The organism is Aeromonas sp. R1-1 (assembly GCF_040908495.1).
In the GTDB taxonomy this organism is placed as follows: Bacteria; Pseudomonadota; Gammaproteobacteria; order Enterobacterales; family Aeromonadaceae; genus Aeromonas; species Aeromonas veronii.
Genome location: NZ_JBFODV010000054.1, coordinates 39,228 through 55,167 on the forward strand (window position 1 = coordinate 39,228; position 15,940 = coordinate 55,167).

Annotated in this window: 14 protein-coding genes; all 14 read left to right on the top strand. The window is 58.6% G+C overall.

Annotation, left to right across the window (positions count from 1 at the left end; translation table 11 throughout):
• The first annotated feature begins 33 nt into the window (after positions 1–33).
• A complete protein-coding gene (gene pyrH, locus AB5Y92_RS03070) occupies positions 34–768 on the top strand; it encodes a UMP kinase (RefSeq protein ID WP_005338577.1) in 735 nt (244 codons plus the stop codon).
• Positions 769–869: 101 nt separating this feature from the next.
• Positions 870–1,427 carry a ribosome recycling factor gene (gene frr / locus AB5Y92_RS03075; protein WP_042055110.1) on the top strand — a complete coding sequence of 186 codons (558 nt, stop codon included), beginning with the start codon at positions 870–872 and terminating at the stop codon, positions 1,425–1,427.
• A 72-nt stretch (positions 1,428–1,499) separates the two neighbouring features.
• Positions 1,500–2,276, top strand: coding sequence for a polyprenyl diphosphate synthase (uppS, locus tag AB5Y92_RS03080; protein ID WP_005338574.1), 777 nt, complete (start codon positions 1,500–1,502; stop codon positions 2,274–2,276).
• Between the two features lie 27 nt (positions 2,277–2,303).
• Complete coding sequence (locus tag AB5Y92_RS03085; RefSeq protein WP_026034918.1) at positions 2,304–3,161, top strand: phosphatidate cytidylyltransferase; 858 nt, start codon at positions 2,304–2,306, stop codon at positions 3,159–3,161.
• Positions 3,161–4,357 carry a 1-deoxy-D-xylulose-5-phosphate reductoisomerase gene (gene ispC, locus AB5Y92_RS03090; protein WP_368225515.1) on the top strand — a complete coding sequence of 399 codons (1,197 nt, stop codon included), beginning with the start codon at positions 3,161–3,163 and terminating at the stop codon, positions 4,355–4,357. Before AB5Y92_RS03085 ends, ispC begins: the two co-directional genes overlap by 1 nt.
• Entirely contained in the window at positions 4,357–5,709 is a 1,353-nt protein-coding gene (gene rseP / locus AB5Y92_RS03095) for a sigma E protease regulator RseP (RefSeq protein ID WP_058058902.1), read from the top strand. The genes ispC and rseP overlap by 1 nt, the downstream gene beginning before the upstream one ends.
• A gap of 34 nt (positions 5,710–5,743) precedes the next feature.
• The gene (gene bamA, locus AB5Y92_RS03100; protein WP_368166498.1) at positions 5,744–8,281 is read left to right on the top strand and encodes an outer membrane protein assembly factor BamA; all 2,538 of its coding nucleotides are present in this window, start codon (positions 5,744–5,746) and stop codon (positions 8,279–8,281) included.
• A 149-nt stretch (positions 8,282–8,430) separates the two neighbouring features.
• Positions 8,431–8,943 carry an OmpH family outer membrane protein gene (locus AB5Y92_RS03105; RefSeq protein ID WP_368225517.1) on the top strand — a complete coding sequence of 171 codons (513 nt, stop codon included), beginning with the start codon at positions 8,431–8,433 and terminating at the stop codon, positions 8,941–8,943.
• Positions 8,944–8,946: 3 nt separating this feature from the next.
• The gene (lpxD, locus tag AB5Y92_RS03110; RefSeq protein ID WP_088869967.1) at positions 8,947–9,966 is read left to right on the top strand and encodes a UDP-3-O-(3-hydroxymyristoyl)glucosamine N-acyltransferase; all 1,020 of its coding nucleotides are present in this window, start codon (positions 8,947–8,949) and stop codon (positions 9,964–9,966) included.
• A gap of 24 nt (positions 9,967–9,990) precedes the next feature.
• Positions 9,991–10,452 (top strand): 3-hydroxyacyl-ACP dehydratase FabZ, encoded by a 462-nt coding sequence (fabZ, locus tag AB5Y92_RS03115; protein ID WP_005338559.1) that lies wholly within the window; start codon positions 9,991–9,993, stop codon positions 10,450–10,452.
• 5 nt (positions 10,453–10,457) lie between these two features.
• Positions 10,458–11,249: an acyl-ACP--UDP-N-acetylglucosamine O-acyltransferase gene (gene lpxA / locus AB5Y92_RS03120; RefSeq protein WP_204380785.1), complete on the top strand. Its 792-nt coding sequence runs from the start codon at positions 10,458–10,460 to the stop codon at positions 11,247–11,249.
• A complete protein-coding gene (lpxB, locus tag AB5Y92_RS03125; protein WP_040098041.1) occupies positions 11,242–12,381 on the top strand; it encodes a lipid-A-disaccharide synthase in 1,140 nt (379 codons plus the stop codon). The genes lpxA and lpxB overlap by 8 nt, the downstream gene beginning before the upstream one ends.
• 119 nt (positions 12,382–12,500) lie before the next feature.
• Positions 12,501–13,091, top strand: coding sequence for a ribonuclease HII (rnhB, locus tag AB5Y92_RS03130; protein ID WP_164537522.1), 591 nt, complete (start codon positions 12,501–12,503; stop codon positions 13,089–13,091).
• 38 nt (positions 13,092–13,129) lie between these two features.
• On the top strand, positions 13,130–15,940 hold a 2,811-nt coding region (gene dnaE, locus AB5Y92_RS03135), incomplete at its 3' end, for a DNA polymerase III subunit alpha (RefSeq protein ID WP_368225520.1).

Consider the following 15,940-nt stretch of genomic DNA (forward strand, 5'->3'; position numbering starts at 1 on the left):
GTCGCGGTCTTTATATGACCAGGAATCAGTGACATGAGTACCAATCCCAAACCTGCATACAGACGTGTTCTTCTGAAGTTGAGTGGTGAAGCCCTGCAAGGATCCGAGGGTTTCGGCATTGATCCGGCGGTGCTGGAGCGGATGGCCCAAGAGATCAAAGAACTGGTTGAGTTGGGTGTTCAGGTCGGTCTGGTCATCGGTGGTGGCAACCTGTTCCGTGGTGCCGGTCTTGCCAAAGCGGGCATGAACCGCGTGGTGGGCGACCACATGGGTATGCTGGCAACCGTGATGAACGGTCTGGCCATGCGTGATGCCCTGCATCGTGCTTATGTGAATGCCCGTCTGATGTCTGCCATCTCCCTGCAAGGCGTCTGCGACTCCTACAGCTGGGCCGAGGCAATCAGCCAGCTGCGTGCTGGCAAAGTCGTTATCTTCTCTGCCGGTACCGGCAACCCCTTCTTCACTACCGATTCTGCGGCTTGCCTGCGCGGGATCGAGATCGAAGCTGACGTGGTGCTCAAAGCCACCAAAGTTGATGGTGTATACAACGAAGATCCGGTCAAGAATCCGGATGCCGTGCTGTATCATGAACTGAGTTATGATGAAGTTCTTGAAAAAGAGCTCAAGGTGATGGATCTTGCTGCCTTTACCCTGGCACGTGACCATGATCTGCCGATCCGCGTGTTCAACATGAACAAACCGGGTGCCCTGCGCCGGGTTGTCATGGGTGAACCGGAAGGCACTCTGATCCACCACGTTGGTAAATAAGATAAAAGTGAGCCACCTGGCGCTCTTATCCTATCCATCACGTCAGTAAATAAGATAGACACGGGCCGTGTAGCGGCTCGTTCGCCAAAAGGAAAACCACTGTGATCAACGAGATTAAAAACGACGCCAAGGAGCGCATGGGCAAGAGCGTAGAAGCGCTCAAGACTCAAATGTCCAAGATCCGTACCGGCCGCGCTCACCCGAGCCTGCTCGACGGCATCCAGGTTGAGTATTACGGTGCTGCCACTCCGCTGAAACAGTTGGCCAACGTCGTGGCAGAAGATGCTCGCACCCTCTCCATCTCCATTTTTGACCGCTCCATGATCCAGGCGGTAGAGAAGGCGATCCTGACCTCCGATCTGGGCCTGAACCCGTCCAGCAATGGCCAGACCCTGCGCGTGCCGCTGCCGCCGCTGACCGAAGAGCGTCGTCGTGACCTGACCAAGATCGTCCGTGCCGAAGCGGAAAACGCTCGTGTTGCCGTGCGCAACATCCGTCGTGACGCCAACGCTGATCTGAAAGCGCTGCTGAAGGACAAAGAGATCTCCGAAGACGACGACCGTCGCGCCCAGGAAGAGATCCAGAAACTGACCGACTCCTACATCAAGCTGGTCGATGAGGCCCTTGCCGTAAAGGAGAAGGAGCTAATGGAAATCTAACCGTCTGAAAGGTATATTACGAGCGCCGTGTAGTGCCCCTGCACGGCGCTTTTGTCTTTGTGGGAGAATTACATGTCGCTTTTGGCTGCGTTGGGTGATTGTGCCAACTCGTCTTTACCCCGTCACGTCGCCATCATCATGGATGGTAACGGTCGCTGGGCCCAGAACCGAGGCAAGATGCGGGTTTATGGCCACAAGGCGGGCGTCAAGTCAGTGCGCGAGGCCGTTACCTTTGCTGCGCGTGCCAAGATCGAGGCATTGACCCTGTTTGCATTCTCCAGCGAGAACTGGCGCCGCCCGGAAGGGGAGGTCAGTGCCTTGATGGAACTGTTCATCACAGTGCTGGGTCGTGAGGTGCAGAAACTGCACAACAACGGGATCCGGCTCAAGGTGATTGGCGATACTGCTCGCTTTAGTGAGCGGTTGCAGGCCAAAATCGCCAAGGCGGAAGCCTTGACCGCCAATAACAAGGGGTTGACCCTGAACATTGCGGCCAACTATGGCGGCCAGTGGGATATCGCCCAGGCGGCCCGCAAGCTGGCTAAAGCAGTGGCGGCCGGTGAACTGGCCGCTGACGACATTGATGAATCCATGTTGACCCGTGAGGTTTGCATGGCCGATCTGCCACCCGTGGACCTGTTGATCCGCACCGGTGGCGATCATCGCATCAGCAACTTTGTGTTATGGCAGCTCGCCTATGCCGAGCTCTATTTTACCCCGGTATTGTGGCCCGATTTCAACGAGGCCGAGTTCAGTGAGGCTGTAGCCTCTTTCGTTGCCCGCGAGCGTCGCTTCGGTTGCACGGGTGAACAGATACGGGAATTGATCGCCGAGCAGCAGACCGGCTAAACCCCGCTCCCAAGAGAGAGGTTTCTTTTGCTAAAACAACGAATTATTACTGCTTTGATGTTGATCCCCCTGGTGTTGGGGGCGCTCTTCTTTCTGCCATTGAAATTTTTTGCCCTGTTGGCTGCGCTGGTGTTTTTGTTGGCCAGTCGCGAATGGAGTGGGTTTGTCTCTGCTGCTCCGCAGCAATGGTTGCCCATCGTATTTTGTCTGTTGCTCGGTGCCAGCCTCTTTTGGCTGCCGGTGGAGCAACTCTGGACGCCCCACCTGCACCCCCTCGTGATGGGCGTGCTCTGGACCGCGGTAAGCTGGTGGTTGCTGGGTCTGCTGCTGGTGCTGCGCTATCCCCAAAGCGCCAAGCTGTGGAAAGAGTCTATCTGGCTCAAATCGCTGTTTGGTCTGGTGACCCTGGTTCCCTTCTTCTGGTCGCTGGTCGCCATCCGTGGTTACAACTTTTACCATGACCCCATGATGGGGGCCTGGATCCTGTTGTTCGTGATGGGACTGGTCTGGGCGGCAGATTCTGGCGCGTATTTTTTCGGCAAGGCGTTCGGTAAGCACAAGCTGGCACCGGCTGTGAGTCCGGGCAAAACCATCGAAGGGATGTGCGGCGGCCTCTTTACCGCCAGCCTGCTGGCCATCGGTGTCACCTGGTCGATGGGATTTGTTCCTGCCAAGATGATCACCGTGCTGTTTTGCTCTCTGCTGGCGGTGCTGGCCTCCGTACTCGGCGATCTGACCGAAAGCATGTTCAAGCGCGAAGCGGGCATCAAGGATTCCGGCACCCTGCTGCCGGGTCATGGCGGTATTCTCGACCGGATCGACAGCCTGACCGCCGCTCTGCCGGTGTTTCTGCTCAGTTATCTGCTACTCAGTCAGGAGTTTTGATGCACAAGTCACTGGTTATTCTGGGGGCCTCCGGCTCCATCGGTCAGAGTACCTTGAAAGTGCTGCGCCATAACCCGGGCAGTTGGCAAGTGTTGGCGTTGACCGCCGCCCGCAACGTGGATGCCATGTTGCGGGACTGCCTCGAATTCTCCCCCCGTTTTGCCGTGATGGTCGATGAGGATGCCGCCCGTGAACTGGCTGCCCGTCTGAAAGCGCACGGCAGTGCGACCAGGGTCATGTCTGGTGCAGCAGCCCTTTGTGAGGTTGCCGCTCACCCCGACGCCCATAGCGTGATGGCCGCCATTGTGGGGGCGGCCGGACTGGCCCCGACCATGGCCGCGGTACGTGCCGGCAAGCGTATTTTGCTGGCCAACAAGGAGGCGCTGGTGGTGTCCGGTGCTTTCTTCATGGAAGCCGTGCGCGAACATGGCGCCGAGCTGCTGCCCATCGACAGCGAACACAATGCTATCTTCCAGTGTCTGCCGACCGCCGTGCAGCGCCAGCCCGGTTTTTGCGATCTGGCGGTGGCGGGGATCAGCAAGATTTTGCTGACTGGTTCCGGCGGCCCGTTCCGTTACACCGAGATCAGCGAGCTGGCCAAGGTGACGCCGGCACAGGCCATCGCCCATCCCAACTGGTCGATGGGGGCCAAGATTTCGGTCGACTCCGCCACCATGATCAACAAGGGACTGGAGTACATCGAGGCGCGCTGGCTGTTCAATGCGGCGCCCGAGCAGATCCAGGTGGTGATCCACCCGCAGTCGGTGATCCACTCCATGGTGCAGTACAAGGATGGCTCCGTGCTGGCCCAGCTTGGCAATCCGGATATGTGTACCCCCATCGCCCATGCGCTGGCTTATCCCAATCGCATCCCCTCCAGTGTGGAACCTTTGGATTTCTTCAGTGTCGGAGAGTTCAGCTTTATCCGGCCTGATTACGATCGCTACCCCTGTCTGGCGTTGGCCATCAATGCCTGCCAGAAGGGACAAGCGGCGACCACTGCGCTGAATGCAGCCAACGAGGAGGCGGTTGCTGCCTTTCTGGCCGGGCGCATCGGCTTTATGGATATTGCCCGGATCAACGAGGCAGTGATGCTGGCGCTGGAGAGCAGCGCAGTCGGCTCGCTCGATGATCTGTTTGCCCTGGACGGTGCGGCAAGAGCCCGTGCTCACACTTTGATTGAGGAGCTTGGCTGATGGGCGGTGTGTTGTGGAATATCGGTGCCTTTGTTGTTGCGCTGGGCCTGCTGGTCGCGGTGCACGAGTTTGGTCACTTCTGGGTGGCCCGTCGTTGTGGCGTCAAGGTTGAGCGCTTCTCCATCGGTTTTGGCAAGGCGATCTGGCGCCGGATGGGTAAAGATGGCACCGAATATGTGCTGGCGCTGATCCCGCTGGGTGGCTACGTCAAGATGCTGGATGGCCGGGTCGATGAACTCAAGCCCGGTGACGAGCAGTATGCCTTCAACCACAAGAGTGTCTGGGCGCGGATGGCGATTGTCGCCGCGGGTCCTATGGCCAACTTCGTCTTTGCCCTGTTTGCCCTCTGGCTGATGTTTATCATCGGGGTGCCGAGCGTCAAGCCGGTGATCGGTGAAGTGCGTCCGGCATCCATCGTGGCCGAGGCGGGTGTGCTGCCGGGGATGGAGATTGTCGGGGTCGGTGATGAGCAGACCGGTGACTGGGAGAGCGTCACTTACGCCCTTATCAGCCATCTGGGTGATGATGCAGTCACCCTGAAAGTGCAGGCACCCAATACCAGCTATGCCACCGATAAAACCTTGTCGCTGACCGGCTGGACCTTCGATCCGGATAAAGAGTCGCCCATCGGCAGCTTGGGGATCGTCCCCCTGAGTGGCAAAGTGCTGCCTGTCGTGGCTGCCGTGGTGCCCAAGAGTGCCAGTGAAAAGGCGGGGCTGCAGGTCGGTGACCGTATCAAACAGGTCGGCGATCAGCCTATTACCGCGTGGGCCCAGTTTGTCGAACTGGTGCAGCAGGCACCGGGTGAACCCCTGCAAGTGGTGGTTGAGCGCAACAACAGTGATCTCAACGTGACCCTGACCCCGGACAGCCGCAAGGTGCAGGGCAAGCTGGTAGGATTCGTCGGTCTCTCGCCGCAACTGGTTCCATTACCGGATGAATATCGAATTCTGTTACAGTATGGGCCTTTGCAGGCGCTGTGGCATGGCGCGGACAAGACCTGGAGCCTGATCACGCTCACCTTTGACATGATTGGCAAGTTGATCGGTGGCATCGTGTCGCTGGACAACCTGAGCGGCCCCATCTCCATTGCCAAGGGCGCCGGCAGCAGTGCCGACTATGGTCTGGTCTATTTCTTGAGTTTTCTGGCGCTGATCAGCGTCAACCTGGGGATTATCAATCTATTCCCCCTGCCGGTGCTCGATGGTGGCCATCTGGTCTATTTCCTTATCGAAGCGGTCACCGGCAAGCCGGTATCAGAGAAAATACAGGAAGTGGGTTTCAGGATCGGCGCCGCCATTCTGATGTTATTGATGGGCATTGCGCTGTTTAACGATTTCGCTCGCCTCTGAGGCCAGAGCATCAACAAGGACACATAAGAACAAAATGGCTGTTAAAAAAGCATTGGTGTTGAGTTGCCTGCTGGGTGCCAGTTTCCTGGCCCAGGCGGCCCCTGCCTCTTTTGTGGTGCAAGATATCCAGGTCGAAGGTCTGCAACGGGTGACCCTGGGTGCCGCACTGTTGAACCTGCCGATCCGGGTCGGTGATACCGTCGACTCCGTGGCTCTGGCCAGCGCCATCAAAAAGCTCTATGCCTCGGGTAACTTCGAGGATGTGAAGGTTTACCGTGACGGCCAGGTGCTGCAGGTGATGGTCAAGGAGCGTCCGACCATCTCCAGCATCGAGTTTGCTGGCAACAAGGATATCAAAGAGGAGCAACTGACCCAGAGTCTGGAGTCCTCCGGTATCCGTGTGGGCGATCCGCTGGATCGCACCGTGCTCACTTCCCTCGAGAAGGGACTGGAAGATTTCTACTATGGCGTGGGTAAATACTCCGCCAAGGTCAAGGCGATCGTCACCCCGTTGCCGCGCAACCGGGTCGACCTCAAGTTCACCTTCGTGGAAGGTGAAGCGGCCAAGATCCAGCAGATCAACATCGTCGGCAACAGCGTCTTCCCTGAAGAAAAGCTGATTGCCCAACTCTCCCTGCGCGACGAAGTGCCCTGGTGGAATTTTACCGCCGACCAGCGCTATCAGAAGCAAAAACTGGCCGGTGATATCGAGACCCTACGCTCCTACTACATGGATCGCGGCTATATCCGCTTCCAGCAGGAGTCTACCCAGGTCTCCATGACCCCCGACAAGAAGGGCGTCTATGTCACCCTCAACATCAAGGAAGGGGATCAGTACAAGGTCTCCGGTGTCCAGCTCAAGGGTGACCTGATCGATCGCGGTGGCGAGATGAAGGGATTGATCCCGATTGCTGCCGGCAGCACCTACTCTGCCAGTCAGGTGACTCATACCGAAGAGGTGCTCTCCAAGTTCCTCGGCCGTTACGGCTACGCCTATCCGAAAGTGGTCACCTTCCCGCAGATCAATGACAAAACCAAGGAAGTGGAGCTGATCGTCAACGTTGAGCCGGGCCCCCGTGTCTATGTGCGCAATATCAACTTCAGCGGTAACGCCACCACCGAAGATCAGGTGCTGCGTCGCGAGATGCGCCAAATGGAGGGCACCTGGCTCTCCTCCGACAACATCGAGCAGTCCAAGAGCCGTCTCAACCGTCTTGGCTACTTCGAGAGCGTCGAAGTGGACACCAAGCGGGTGCCGGGCAATGATGACCTGGTTGACCTCGACTTCAAGGTCAAGGAGCAGCCAGCAGGCTCCATCAACGCCGGTATCGGTTACGGCACCGAATCGGGTCTGAGCCTGCAGGCGGGGATCTCCCAGGACAACTTTATGGGTACCGGTAAAAAGGTCTCCATCAACGCCAGCACCAACGACTACTCCAAGAACGTCGATCTGAGCTACAACGACCCCTACTTTACCGTGGATGGTGTCAGCCTAGGTGGTCGGGTCTACTACAACCAGTTCCGCGCCGATGATGCCGATATCGTTGATTACGAGAACGAAACCATCGGTTTCCGTCTCTCCAGCGGCTTCCCGGTCAACGAGTTCAACCGTCTCGACTTCAGTACCGGTATTGAAAGCTCCAAGTTGAGTCGGCCGACCTTTAGTAACGACAAATTCCAAGAGTGCATCAGGGACAATCCACCAACGTCCAGTAATACTTATTGCTACGACCAGTGGAATGATAATCGTCAGTCAGTACAGATGGATCAGTTCTGGGATCTCTATGCCAAGGGTGAGGATAGTGTTGATTTCGTGACTGTTGATCTCACCGCTGGTTGGACCCGTTCCACTCTGAACAAGGGGATGTTCCCGACCGCTGGTGACCGTCAGCGTGTCAACGGCAAAATCACTATTCCTGGCATGGATCTGCAGTATTACAAACTCTCTGCCGAAGATGCCCACTACTTCCCGCTCGATGCGGATCATAGCTGGGTGATGATCGGCAAGGGGCGCGTCTCCTACGGTAACGGCTATGGCGATAGCAGCATGCTGCCGTTCTTTGAAAACTACTATGCCGGTGGTTTCGATACGGTACGTGGCTTCAAGAGCAATACCATTGGTCCCAAGGCTATTTACGCGACCTATAAGCCGCCGGTTTGTGTTGGAACCTCTTGTCAAGCACCAGAACCTACTGGCAATTACGAAGGCTCGGATACTTCAGTCGGTGGTAATGCCTTGGCGGTTGCCTCCTTCGAGCTGGTCTTCCCGACCCCGTTCGTTTCCGAGACCTACCGTCCGCAGATCCGTACCACCGCATTTATTGATGCAGGTACCGTCTGGAGCACTGATTTTGCTAACAGTGCTTATACCTGCGATCCCAGCGGTAATGCCAACTGTAGCTATGTGAGTCAAGACTACTCCAGCCCGGGCAATATCCGGGTCTCTGCTGGTGTCTCCCTGCAGTGGCTCTCGCCGATGGGCCCGCTGGTGTTCGCCCTGGCCAAGCCGATCAAGAAATACGAAGGGGATCGTACCGAGTTCTTCTCCTTCAACATCGGTCGTACTTTCTAAGCAGAGTTTCACCCCCACCCATGCGGTGGGGGTCTTCAATGATGGGACGCGCGGTATGCGTGCCTCACCAGGTAACAAGACGGTCTTAACGCCGCTTGCATAATCGGGTAAATCAGGTAGCCCTCGCCATGAGGGAACAAGGAGTAAGTGTGAATAAAGCGTTGAAAGTAGCTAGTTTGAGCTTTGCACTGATGGCTGCCGGCATGGGTTCTGCCTTCGCTGAGACCAAGATCGCCGTGGTTGATATGGGCGAAGTCTTCCAAAAGCTGCCCCAGCGTGAAGCCGTTGCAGCCAAGCTGAAAGGTGAATTCGAGCCGCGCATGCGTGAGCTGCAGAAGCTGGAACAGGAAGGCCAGAAGCTGGTCGAGAAGTTCCGCAAGGATGAAGCCTTCATGAGCGCCGAGCAGAAGAAGCAGAACCAGGAGAAGCTGGCCAAGCTGCAGATGGAGTTCAACCAGAAGCGTCAAGCCTTTGAGCAGGACAACGGCCGCCGTCAGTCCGAAGAGCGCAACAAGATCCTGACCAAGGTACAGGCTGCCATCGATTCCATCGCCAAGAGCAATGGTTACGATCTGGTGCTGGAGCGCAATGCCGCCCCGTATGCCGCCAGCAAGCTGGACATCTCCGGCCAGGTTATTTCTCAGGTAAGCAAGAGCAACTAATTGATGGCATTCACTCTCGCACAGCTGGCCCAGCAACTGGGGGCCCAGGTCCATGGCGACGGAACCCTGGAAATCCGCAAGGTAGCGACACTGGAAAAGGCCGGGGAGGGGGATATCACCTTCCTGTCCAACAAAAAGTACCGGCACTATCTGGAGCAGAGCAAGGCGACCGCCGTGCTCATTACAGAAGCGGATCTGCCATTTTGTCCCACCAATGCCCTGGTGCTCAAAGACCCCTATGTGGGCTTTGCCCGGGTAGCCCAACTGCTGGACACCACCCCGCAGCCGGCCACGGATATCCATCCGAGCGCCGTTATCGCGGCTGACGTGCAACTGGGCGAGAGAGTGGCCATCGGCGCCAATGCAGTGATCGAATCCGGCGTCGTGCTGGGTGACGATGTACGCATTGGCCCGGGCTGTTTTATTGGCAAAAATACCCGGCTGGGAGCACGCTCCCGGCTGTGGGCCAACGTCACCCTCTATCACAATGTGACCATGGGTACCGACTGTCTGGTTCAATCCGGCACAGTGATCGGCGCCGATGGTTTCGGTTATGCCAACGAGCGTGGCGAGTGGATCAAGATCCCCCAGCTCGGCGGTGTGACCATTGGCAACCGGGTCGAGATCGGTGCCTGTACCACCATTGACCGCGGTGCGCTGGAAGATACCCGCATCGCTGACAACGTCATCATCGACAACCAGTGCCAGATCGCCCACAACGTAGAGATCGGTTACGGCACCGCCGTGGCGGGCTCTACCGTGATGGCTGGTAGTCTCAAGGTCGGCAAATACTGTATCATTGGCGGCGCTTCCGTCTTTAACGGGCATATGGAGATCTGCGACCAGGCCACCGTTACCGGTATGGCCATGGTGATGCGACCCATTACCGAGCCCGGTGTCTACTCTTCCGGCATCCCTCTGCAAACCAATAAAGAGTGGCGCAAGACCGCCGCCCGGGTAATGCGCATCGAAGAGATGCACAAGCGGTTAAGCAAGCTTGAGAAGAAGCTGGATCAAGAATAATCACGATTGGTATAGGGTACTGTTTTGACTACTGAAAAGAAGAGCCTGGGTATCCAGGAAATCATGGATCTGCTGCCCCACCGTTATCCGTTTCTGATGGTGGATCGTGTAGACGACTACGAGATCAGCGATGAGCGCAAAACTCTGCGTGCCATCAAGAACGTCTCGTTCAACGAGCCGATCTTCCAGGGGCACTTCCCGGCCAAGCCGGTGTTCCCGGGCGTACTGATCCTGGAAGCGATGGCACAGGCCACCGGTATCCTGGCCTTTACCATGGTGGGCAAGCCGTCTCCCAACGAACTCTATTATTTTGCCTCAATCGACAACGCTCGCTTCAAGCGCCCGGTCGGCCCCGGTGACCAACTGGTGCTGGACGTGGAGTTCCTGAAAGAGCGTCGCGGTATTGCCAAGTTCACCGGTGTCGCCACCGTCGACGGTGAAGTGGTCTGTACCGCCGAGCTGATGTGCGCCAAACGCGAGGTTTAACACACGTGATCGACCAGACTGCCATCATTCACGATACTGCCATCGTCCATGAGTCTGCCGTGATCGGTAAAGGGGTTGAAATCGGCCCCTTTTCTGTCATCGGCGCCGAGGTGGAAATCGGTGACAACACCTGGGTAGGTTCCCATGTGGTGATCAAGGGCCCGACCAAGATTGGTCGCGGCAACAAGATCTTCCAGCACACCTCCATCGGTGAGGATTGCCAGGACAAGAAGTACGCCGGTGAGCGCACCTTCCTCGAGATTGGCGACAACAACGTCATTCGCGAGAACTGCACCTTCCACCGTGGCACCATTCAGGATCAGAGCCTGACCAAGGTGGGCAGCGGCAACCTGTTCATGGTCAACGTTCACGTTGCCCACGACTGCATCATCGGTAACAACTGCATCTTCGCCAACAACGCGACCCTGGCGGGCCACGTGGTGATCGGTGATTTCGTGATCTTTGGTGGTCTCTCCGCCATTCACCAGTTCGGCCGCGTCGGCTCCCACGCCTTCGTCGGTGGCTGCGCCGCCCTGAACAAGGACGTGCCTCCTTACGTGATGGCCGCCGGCAACTACGCCAAGCCCTTCGGGGTCAACTCTGAAGGTCTGCGTCGCCGCGGTTTCAGCGCCGAGGCCATCTCTGCCGTCAAGCGTGCCTACAAAGAGATCTTCCGCTCCGGCAAGACCATCGAAGAGGTGCTGCCGGTGCTGATCGAGATGGCGCAAGCCGAACCGGCCGTCCAGCTCTATGTGGACTTCCTCAAAGATAACGAGCGCGGGATCATCCGTGCCTGATCCGGTTCGTATCGGTATCGTCGCCGGAGAGGTCTCCGGCGACATTCTGGCTGCCGGTCTGGTGCGCGAGCTGCAGGCCCGCTACCCGGATGCGCAGTTCGAAGGGATCGCCGGGCCGCGGATGCAGGCCCTCGGCGTCAAGGCGCTGTTCGAGATGGAAGAGCTCTCCGTCATGGGGATCACCGAGGTGCTTGGCCGTCTGCCGCGCATCCTCAAGGTTCGTCGCGAACTGCTGCGCCACTTTATTGCCAATCCGCCCGATATCTTCATCGGCGTGGATGCACCGGATTTCAATATCGGAGTGGAGCTGAAACTGCGCCGCGCCGGTATCAAGACGGTTCACTATGTCAGCCCCTCTGTGTGGGCCTGGCGCCAGAACCGCATTCACAAGATCAAGGCCGCTACCGACATGGTGCTCGCCTTCCTGCCGTTCGAGAAAGCCTTTTACGACCGTTTCGATGCCCCTTGCCGTTTTGTCGGTCACACTATGGCGGATGATATTCCGCTGGTGCCGGATCAGGCTGCTGTGCGTCGCAATCTCGGTATCGATGCCAATCGCCGCTGGCTGGCAGTGCTGCCGGGCAGCCGCACCGCAGAAGTGGGCTTTATGTCCCCCCTGTTTCTCGAGGCGTGCAAACACCTGACGGTGCGCTATCCGGATCTCGGCTTTATCGTGCCGCTGGTCAACCAGAAACGGCGCGAGCAGTTTATGGCCATCAAGGCCGAGGTAGCACCGGGTCTCGACATGGTGCTGCTGGAAGGGCAGGGCCGCGAGGCGATGATTGCCGCCGACGTGGTGATGCTGGCCTCCGGCACCGCAGCGCTCGAAGCCATGCTGGTGAAAAAGCCGATGGTGGTGGGCTACAAGCTCAAGCCCTTCAGCTACTGGCTGGCCCAGCGACTGGTGAAGACCGAATTTGTCTCTCTGCCCAACCTGCTGGCCGGTCGCATGCTGGTACCGGAACTCATCCAGCACGAGTGCACCCCGGAGAATCTGGTGGAAGAGGTGAGCAAGTACTTCGAGCACGACAACAGTGCGCTGGTCAACACCTTCACCGAGCTGCACCAGCTGATCCGCTGCAATGCCGACTCGCAGGCCGCCGATGCGGTGGCGGATCTGCTCGGCAGATAACGCTATTTCGGACCGTCGATTGCGCCGCGCAGCCCGTTAATCCGTTTTCCGAGCGGTGATGCCGCGCCAGTCGACCCCTGTCAGGCCCCACGGGGCCTGTTTTGATTCAAGGCTACAAGATGATGATCGATATTCCTGACGACAAGCTGGTTGCCGGTGTGGACGAAGTGGGCCGTGGCCCCCTGGTGGGTGACGTGGTCACCGCTGCGGTCATTCTCGATCCCGCCAATCCGATCGCGGGGCTCAACGACTCCAAGAAGCTCTCTGAGAAGAAGCGCCTCGCTCTGTTTGACGAGATCAAGGAGAAGGCGCTGGCCTTCGCCATCGGCCGTGCGACTCCGGAGGAGATCGACGAGCTCAACATCCTGCATGCGACCATGCTGGCGATGCAGCGCGCCGTAGCGGGGTTGAAGGTCACCCCCGAGCTGGTCTTCATCGATGGCAACCGCTGCCCAAGTTTGCCGATGGAGGCGCGTGCCGTGGTCAAGGGCGATAGCCTGGTGGCCGCCATCAGCGCCGCCTCGATCCTCGCCAAGGTGACCCGCGATGCGGAGATGACCGAGCTGGACAGCCGTCATCCCGAATATGGTTTTGCCCGCCACAAGGGTTACCCTACGCCTGAGCACCTCGCCATTCTGGCCGAGCGTGGCCCGTTGCCCGAATATCGCAAGAGCTTCAAACCGGTGCGCCGCGCACTGGGGATCGAGTAGACCATGCCATTTAGTTTGAGCAGTGAGAGGAGATGACGATGGCTGAACCCCGTTTTATCCACCTGCGAGTCCACTCCGACTTCTCCATGGTCGATGGCCTGCAGAAGATCAACCCCATCGTTGGGGCTGCGGCGGCCAACAACATGCCGGCGCTGGCGCTGACCGATCAGATGAACATGTGTGGTCTGGTGCGCTTCTATGGCGCAGCCCACGGCAAGGGGATCAAACCCATCGTCGGTGCCGACTTCTGGGTGCAGAGCGATGAGCTCGGCGACGAGCAGTTCCGTCTCACCCTGCTAGCCATGGATAACGACGGCTACCAGAACATCACCCTGCTTATTTCCCGCGGTTACCAGCGCGGCCACGTGCAGGGTCGTCCGGTTATCGACAAGAGCTGGCTCGCCGAGCATGCCAAGGGGGTGATCGTCCTCTCCGGTGGCCGCGAGGGGGATGTGGGCAAGTTCCTGCTCAAGGGCAACCGGCAGATTACCGAGCAGTGTGTCGCCTTCTATCAGACCCACTTCCCCGATGCCTACTACCTCGAGCTGCTGCGCACCGGTCGACCCGACGAAGAGGTCTACCTGCACATGGCGGTGGCCATCGCCACCGAGTTCGAGCTGCCTGTGGTCGCCACCAACGAGGTGGTGTTCCTCAACGCCGATGACTTCGACGCCCACGAGATCCGGGTCGCCATCCACGATGGCTATACCCTGATGGACAAACGCCGCCCCCGTCGCTACAGCCCCCAGCAGTACCTGCGCAGTCAGGAGGAGATGGCCGAGCTGTTTGCCGACATCCCCGAGGCGCTGGAGAACACGGTGGAGATCGCCAAGCGCTGCAACGTGACGGTGCGTCTTGGCGAGTACTTCCTGCCCAACTTCCCGACTGGCGACATGACTACCGAAGATTTTCTGGTGGCCAAGTCGAAAGAGGGTCTGGAGGAGCGTCTCGAGTTTCTGTTCCCGGATCCGGCGGTGCGGGCCGAGCGCCGTCCCGAGTATGACGAGCGTCTCGATGTCGAGCTGAAAGTGATCAACCAGATGGGCTTCCCGGGTTACTTCCTCATCGTGATGGAGTTTATCCAGTGGTCCAAGGACAACGGCATCCCCGTTGGTCCGGGCCGGGGGTCGGGGGCAGGCTCTCTGGTGGCCTACGCCCTCAAGATCACCGATCTGGACCCGCTGGAATTTGACCTGCTGTTCGAACGTTTCCTGAACCCCGAGCGGGTATCCATGCCCGACTTCGACGTCGACTTCTGCATGGACCGACGCGATGAGGTGATCGAGCACGTCTCCGACATGTATGGCCGGGATGCGGTCTCCCAGATCATCACCTTCGGTAGCATGGCGGCCAAGGCAGTAGTGCGGGACGTGGGCCGGGTGCTGGGCCACGCTTACGGCTTTGTGGATCGCATCTCCAAGCTAATCCCGCCGGATCCAGGGATGACGCTGGCCAAGGCATTCGAGGCCGAGCCCAAGCTGCCCGAACTCTACGAGCAGGATGAGGAGGTCAAAGACCTCATCGACATGGCTCGTCGCCTCGAAGGGGTGGTGCGCAACGCCGGTAAACACGCCGGTGGCGTGGTGATCGCACCCACCAAGATCACCGACTTTGCGCCGCTCTACTGCGATGACGAAGGCCATCACCCGGTCACCCAGTTCGACAAGAACGACGTGGAGTACGCCGGTCTGGTGAAGTTCGACTTCCTGGGTCTGCGAACGCTCACCATCATCGACTGGGCGCTCGGCATGATAAACCCGCGTCTTGCCAAAGAGGGCAAGCCGCCGGTGGACATTGCCGCCATCCCCATCGATGACAAGAAGTCGTTTGACCTGCTGCAGCGCTACGAGACCACAGCGGTATTCCAGCTCGAATCCCGCGGCATGAAGGATCTCATCAAGCGGCTGCGCCCCGACTGCTTCGAAGATATGATCGCACTGGTGGCCCTGTTCCGACCGGGCCCGCTCCAGTCAGGCATGGTGGATAATTTCATCGACCGCAAACACGGCAATGAAGCGATCTCCTATCCGGACGAGAAGTGGCAGCACGAGAGCCTGAAACCGATTCTGGAACCGACCTACGGCATCATCCTCTATCAGGAGCAGGTGATGCAGATCGCCCAGACCCTGGCGGGTTATACCCTGGGTGGCGCGGATATGCTGCGCCGGGCGATGGGTAAGAAAAAGCCCGAGGAGATGGCCAAGCAGCGAGCCGGTTTCGAGGAGGGTGCCGTCAAGAATGGCGTCGACGGCGAACTGGCGATGAAGATCTTCGATCTGGTGGAGAAGTTTGCGGGCTACGGCTTCAACAAATCCCACTCTGCCGCCTATGCGCTGGTCTCCTACCAGACCCTCTGGCTCAAGACCCACTTCCCGGCCGAGTTTATGGCGGCGGTGATGACCGCCGATATGGACAACACCGACAAGATCGTGACCCTGGTGGACGAGTGCCAGCGGATGGGGCTCACCGTGATCCCGCCGGATGTGAACACCGGCCGCTATCGCTTCAGCGTCAACGAAGACGGTCATATCGTCTACGGCATAGGGGCGGTGAAAGGGGTGGGTGAAGGCCCCATCGATGCGATCTTGAGCGCCCGGGATCAGGACGGCCCGTTCCGCGATCTGTTCGACTTCTGCAACCGGGTCGATATCAAGAAGCTCAACAAGCGGGTGATGGAGAAGCTGATCCTCTCCGGCGCCATGGATCGGCTCGGCCCCCACCGCGCCGCCCTGATGGCGACGCTGGAGGAGGCGATGCGGGCCGCCGAGCAGCACGCCAAGGCGCAGGCGGTGGGGCAGGTCGACATGTTCGGCGTGCTTACCGAAGAGATTGACGACGTCAAGAAGGCG

Bases quoted from the DNA above. Each gene is read 5' to 3' on its own strand.
- rseP (WP_058058902.1), top strand. From the start codon at position 4,357: ATGGGCGGTGTGTTGTGGAATATCGGTGCCTTTGTTGTTGCGCTGGGC.
- lpxD (WP_088869967.1), top strand. From the start codon at position 8,947: ATGGCATTCACTCTCGCACAGCTGGCCCAGCAACTGGGGGCCCAGGTC.
- pyrH (WP_005338577.1), top strand. From the start codon at position 34: ATGAGTACCAATCCCAAACCTGCATACAGACGTGTTCTTCTGAAGTTG.
- uppS (WP_005338574.1), top strand. From the start codon at position 1,500: ATGTCGCTTTTGGCTGCGTTGGGTGATTGTGCCAACTCGTCTTTACCC.
- bamA (WP_368166498.1), top strand. From the start codon at position 5,744: ATGGCTGTTAAAAAAGCATTGGTGTTGAGTTGCCTGCTGGGTGCCAGT.
- rnhB (WP_164537522.1), top strand. From the start codon at position 12,501: ATGATGATCGATATTCCTGACGACAAGCTGGTTGCCGGTGTGGACGAA.
- ispC (WP_368225515.1), top strand. From the start codon at position 3,161: ATGCACAAGTCACTGGTTATTCTGGGGGCCTCCGGCTCCATCGGTCAG.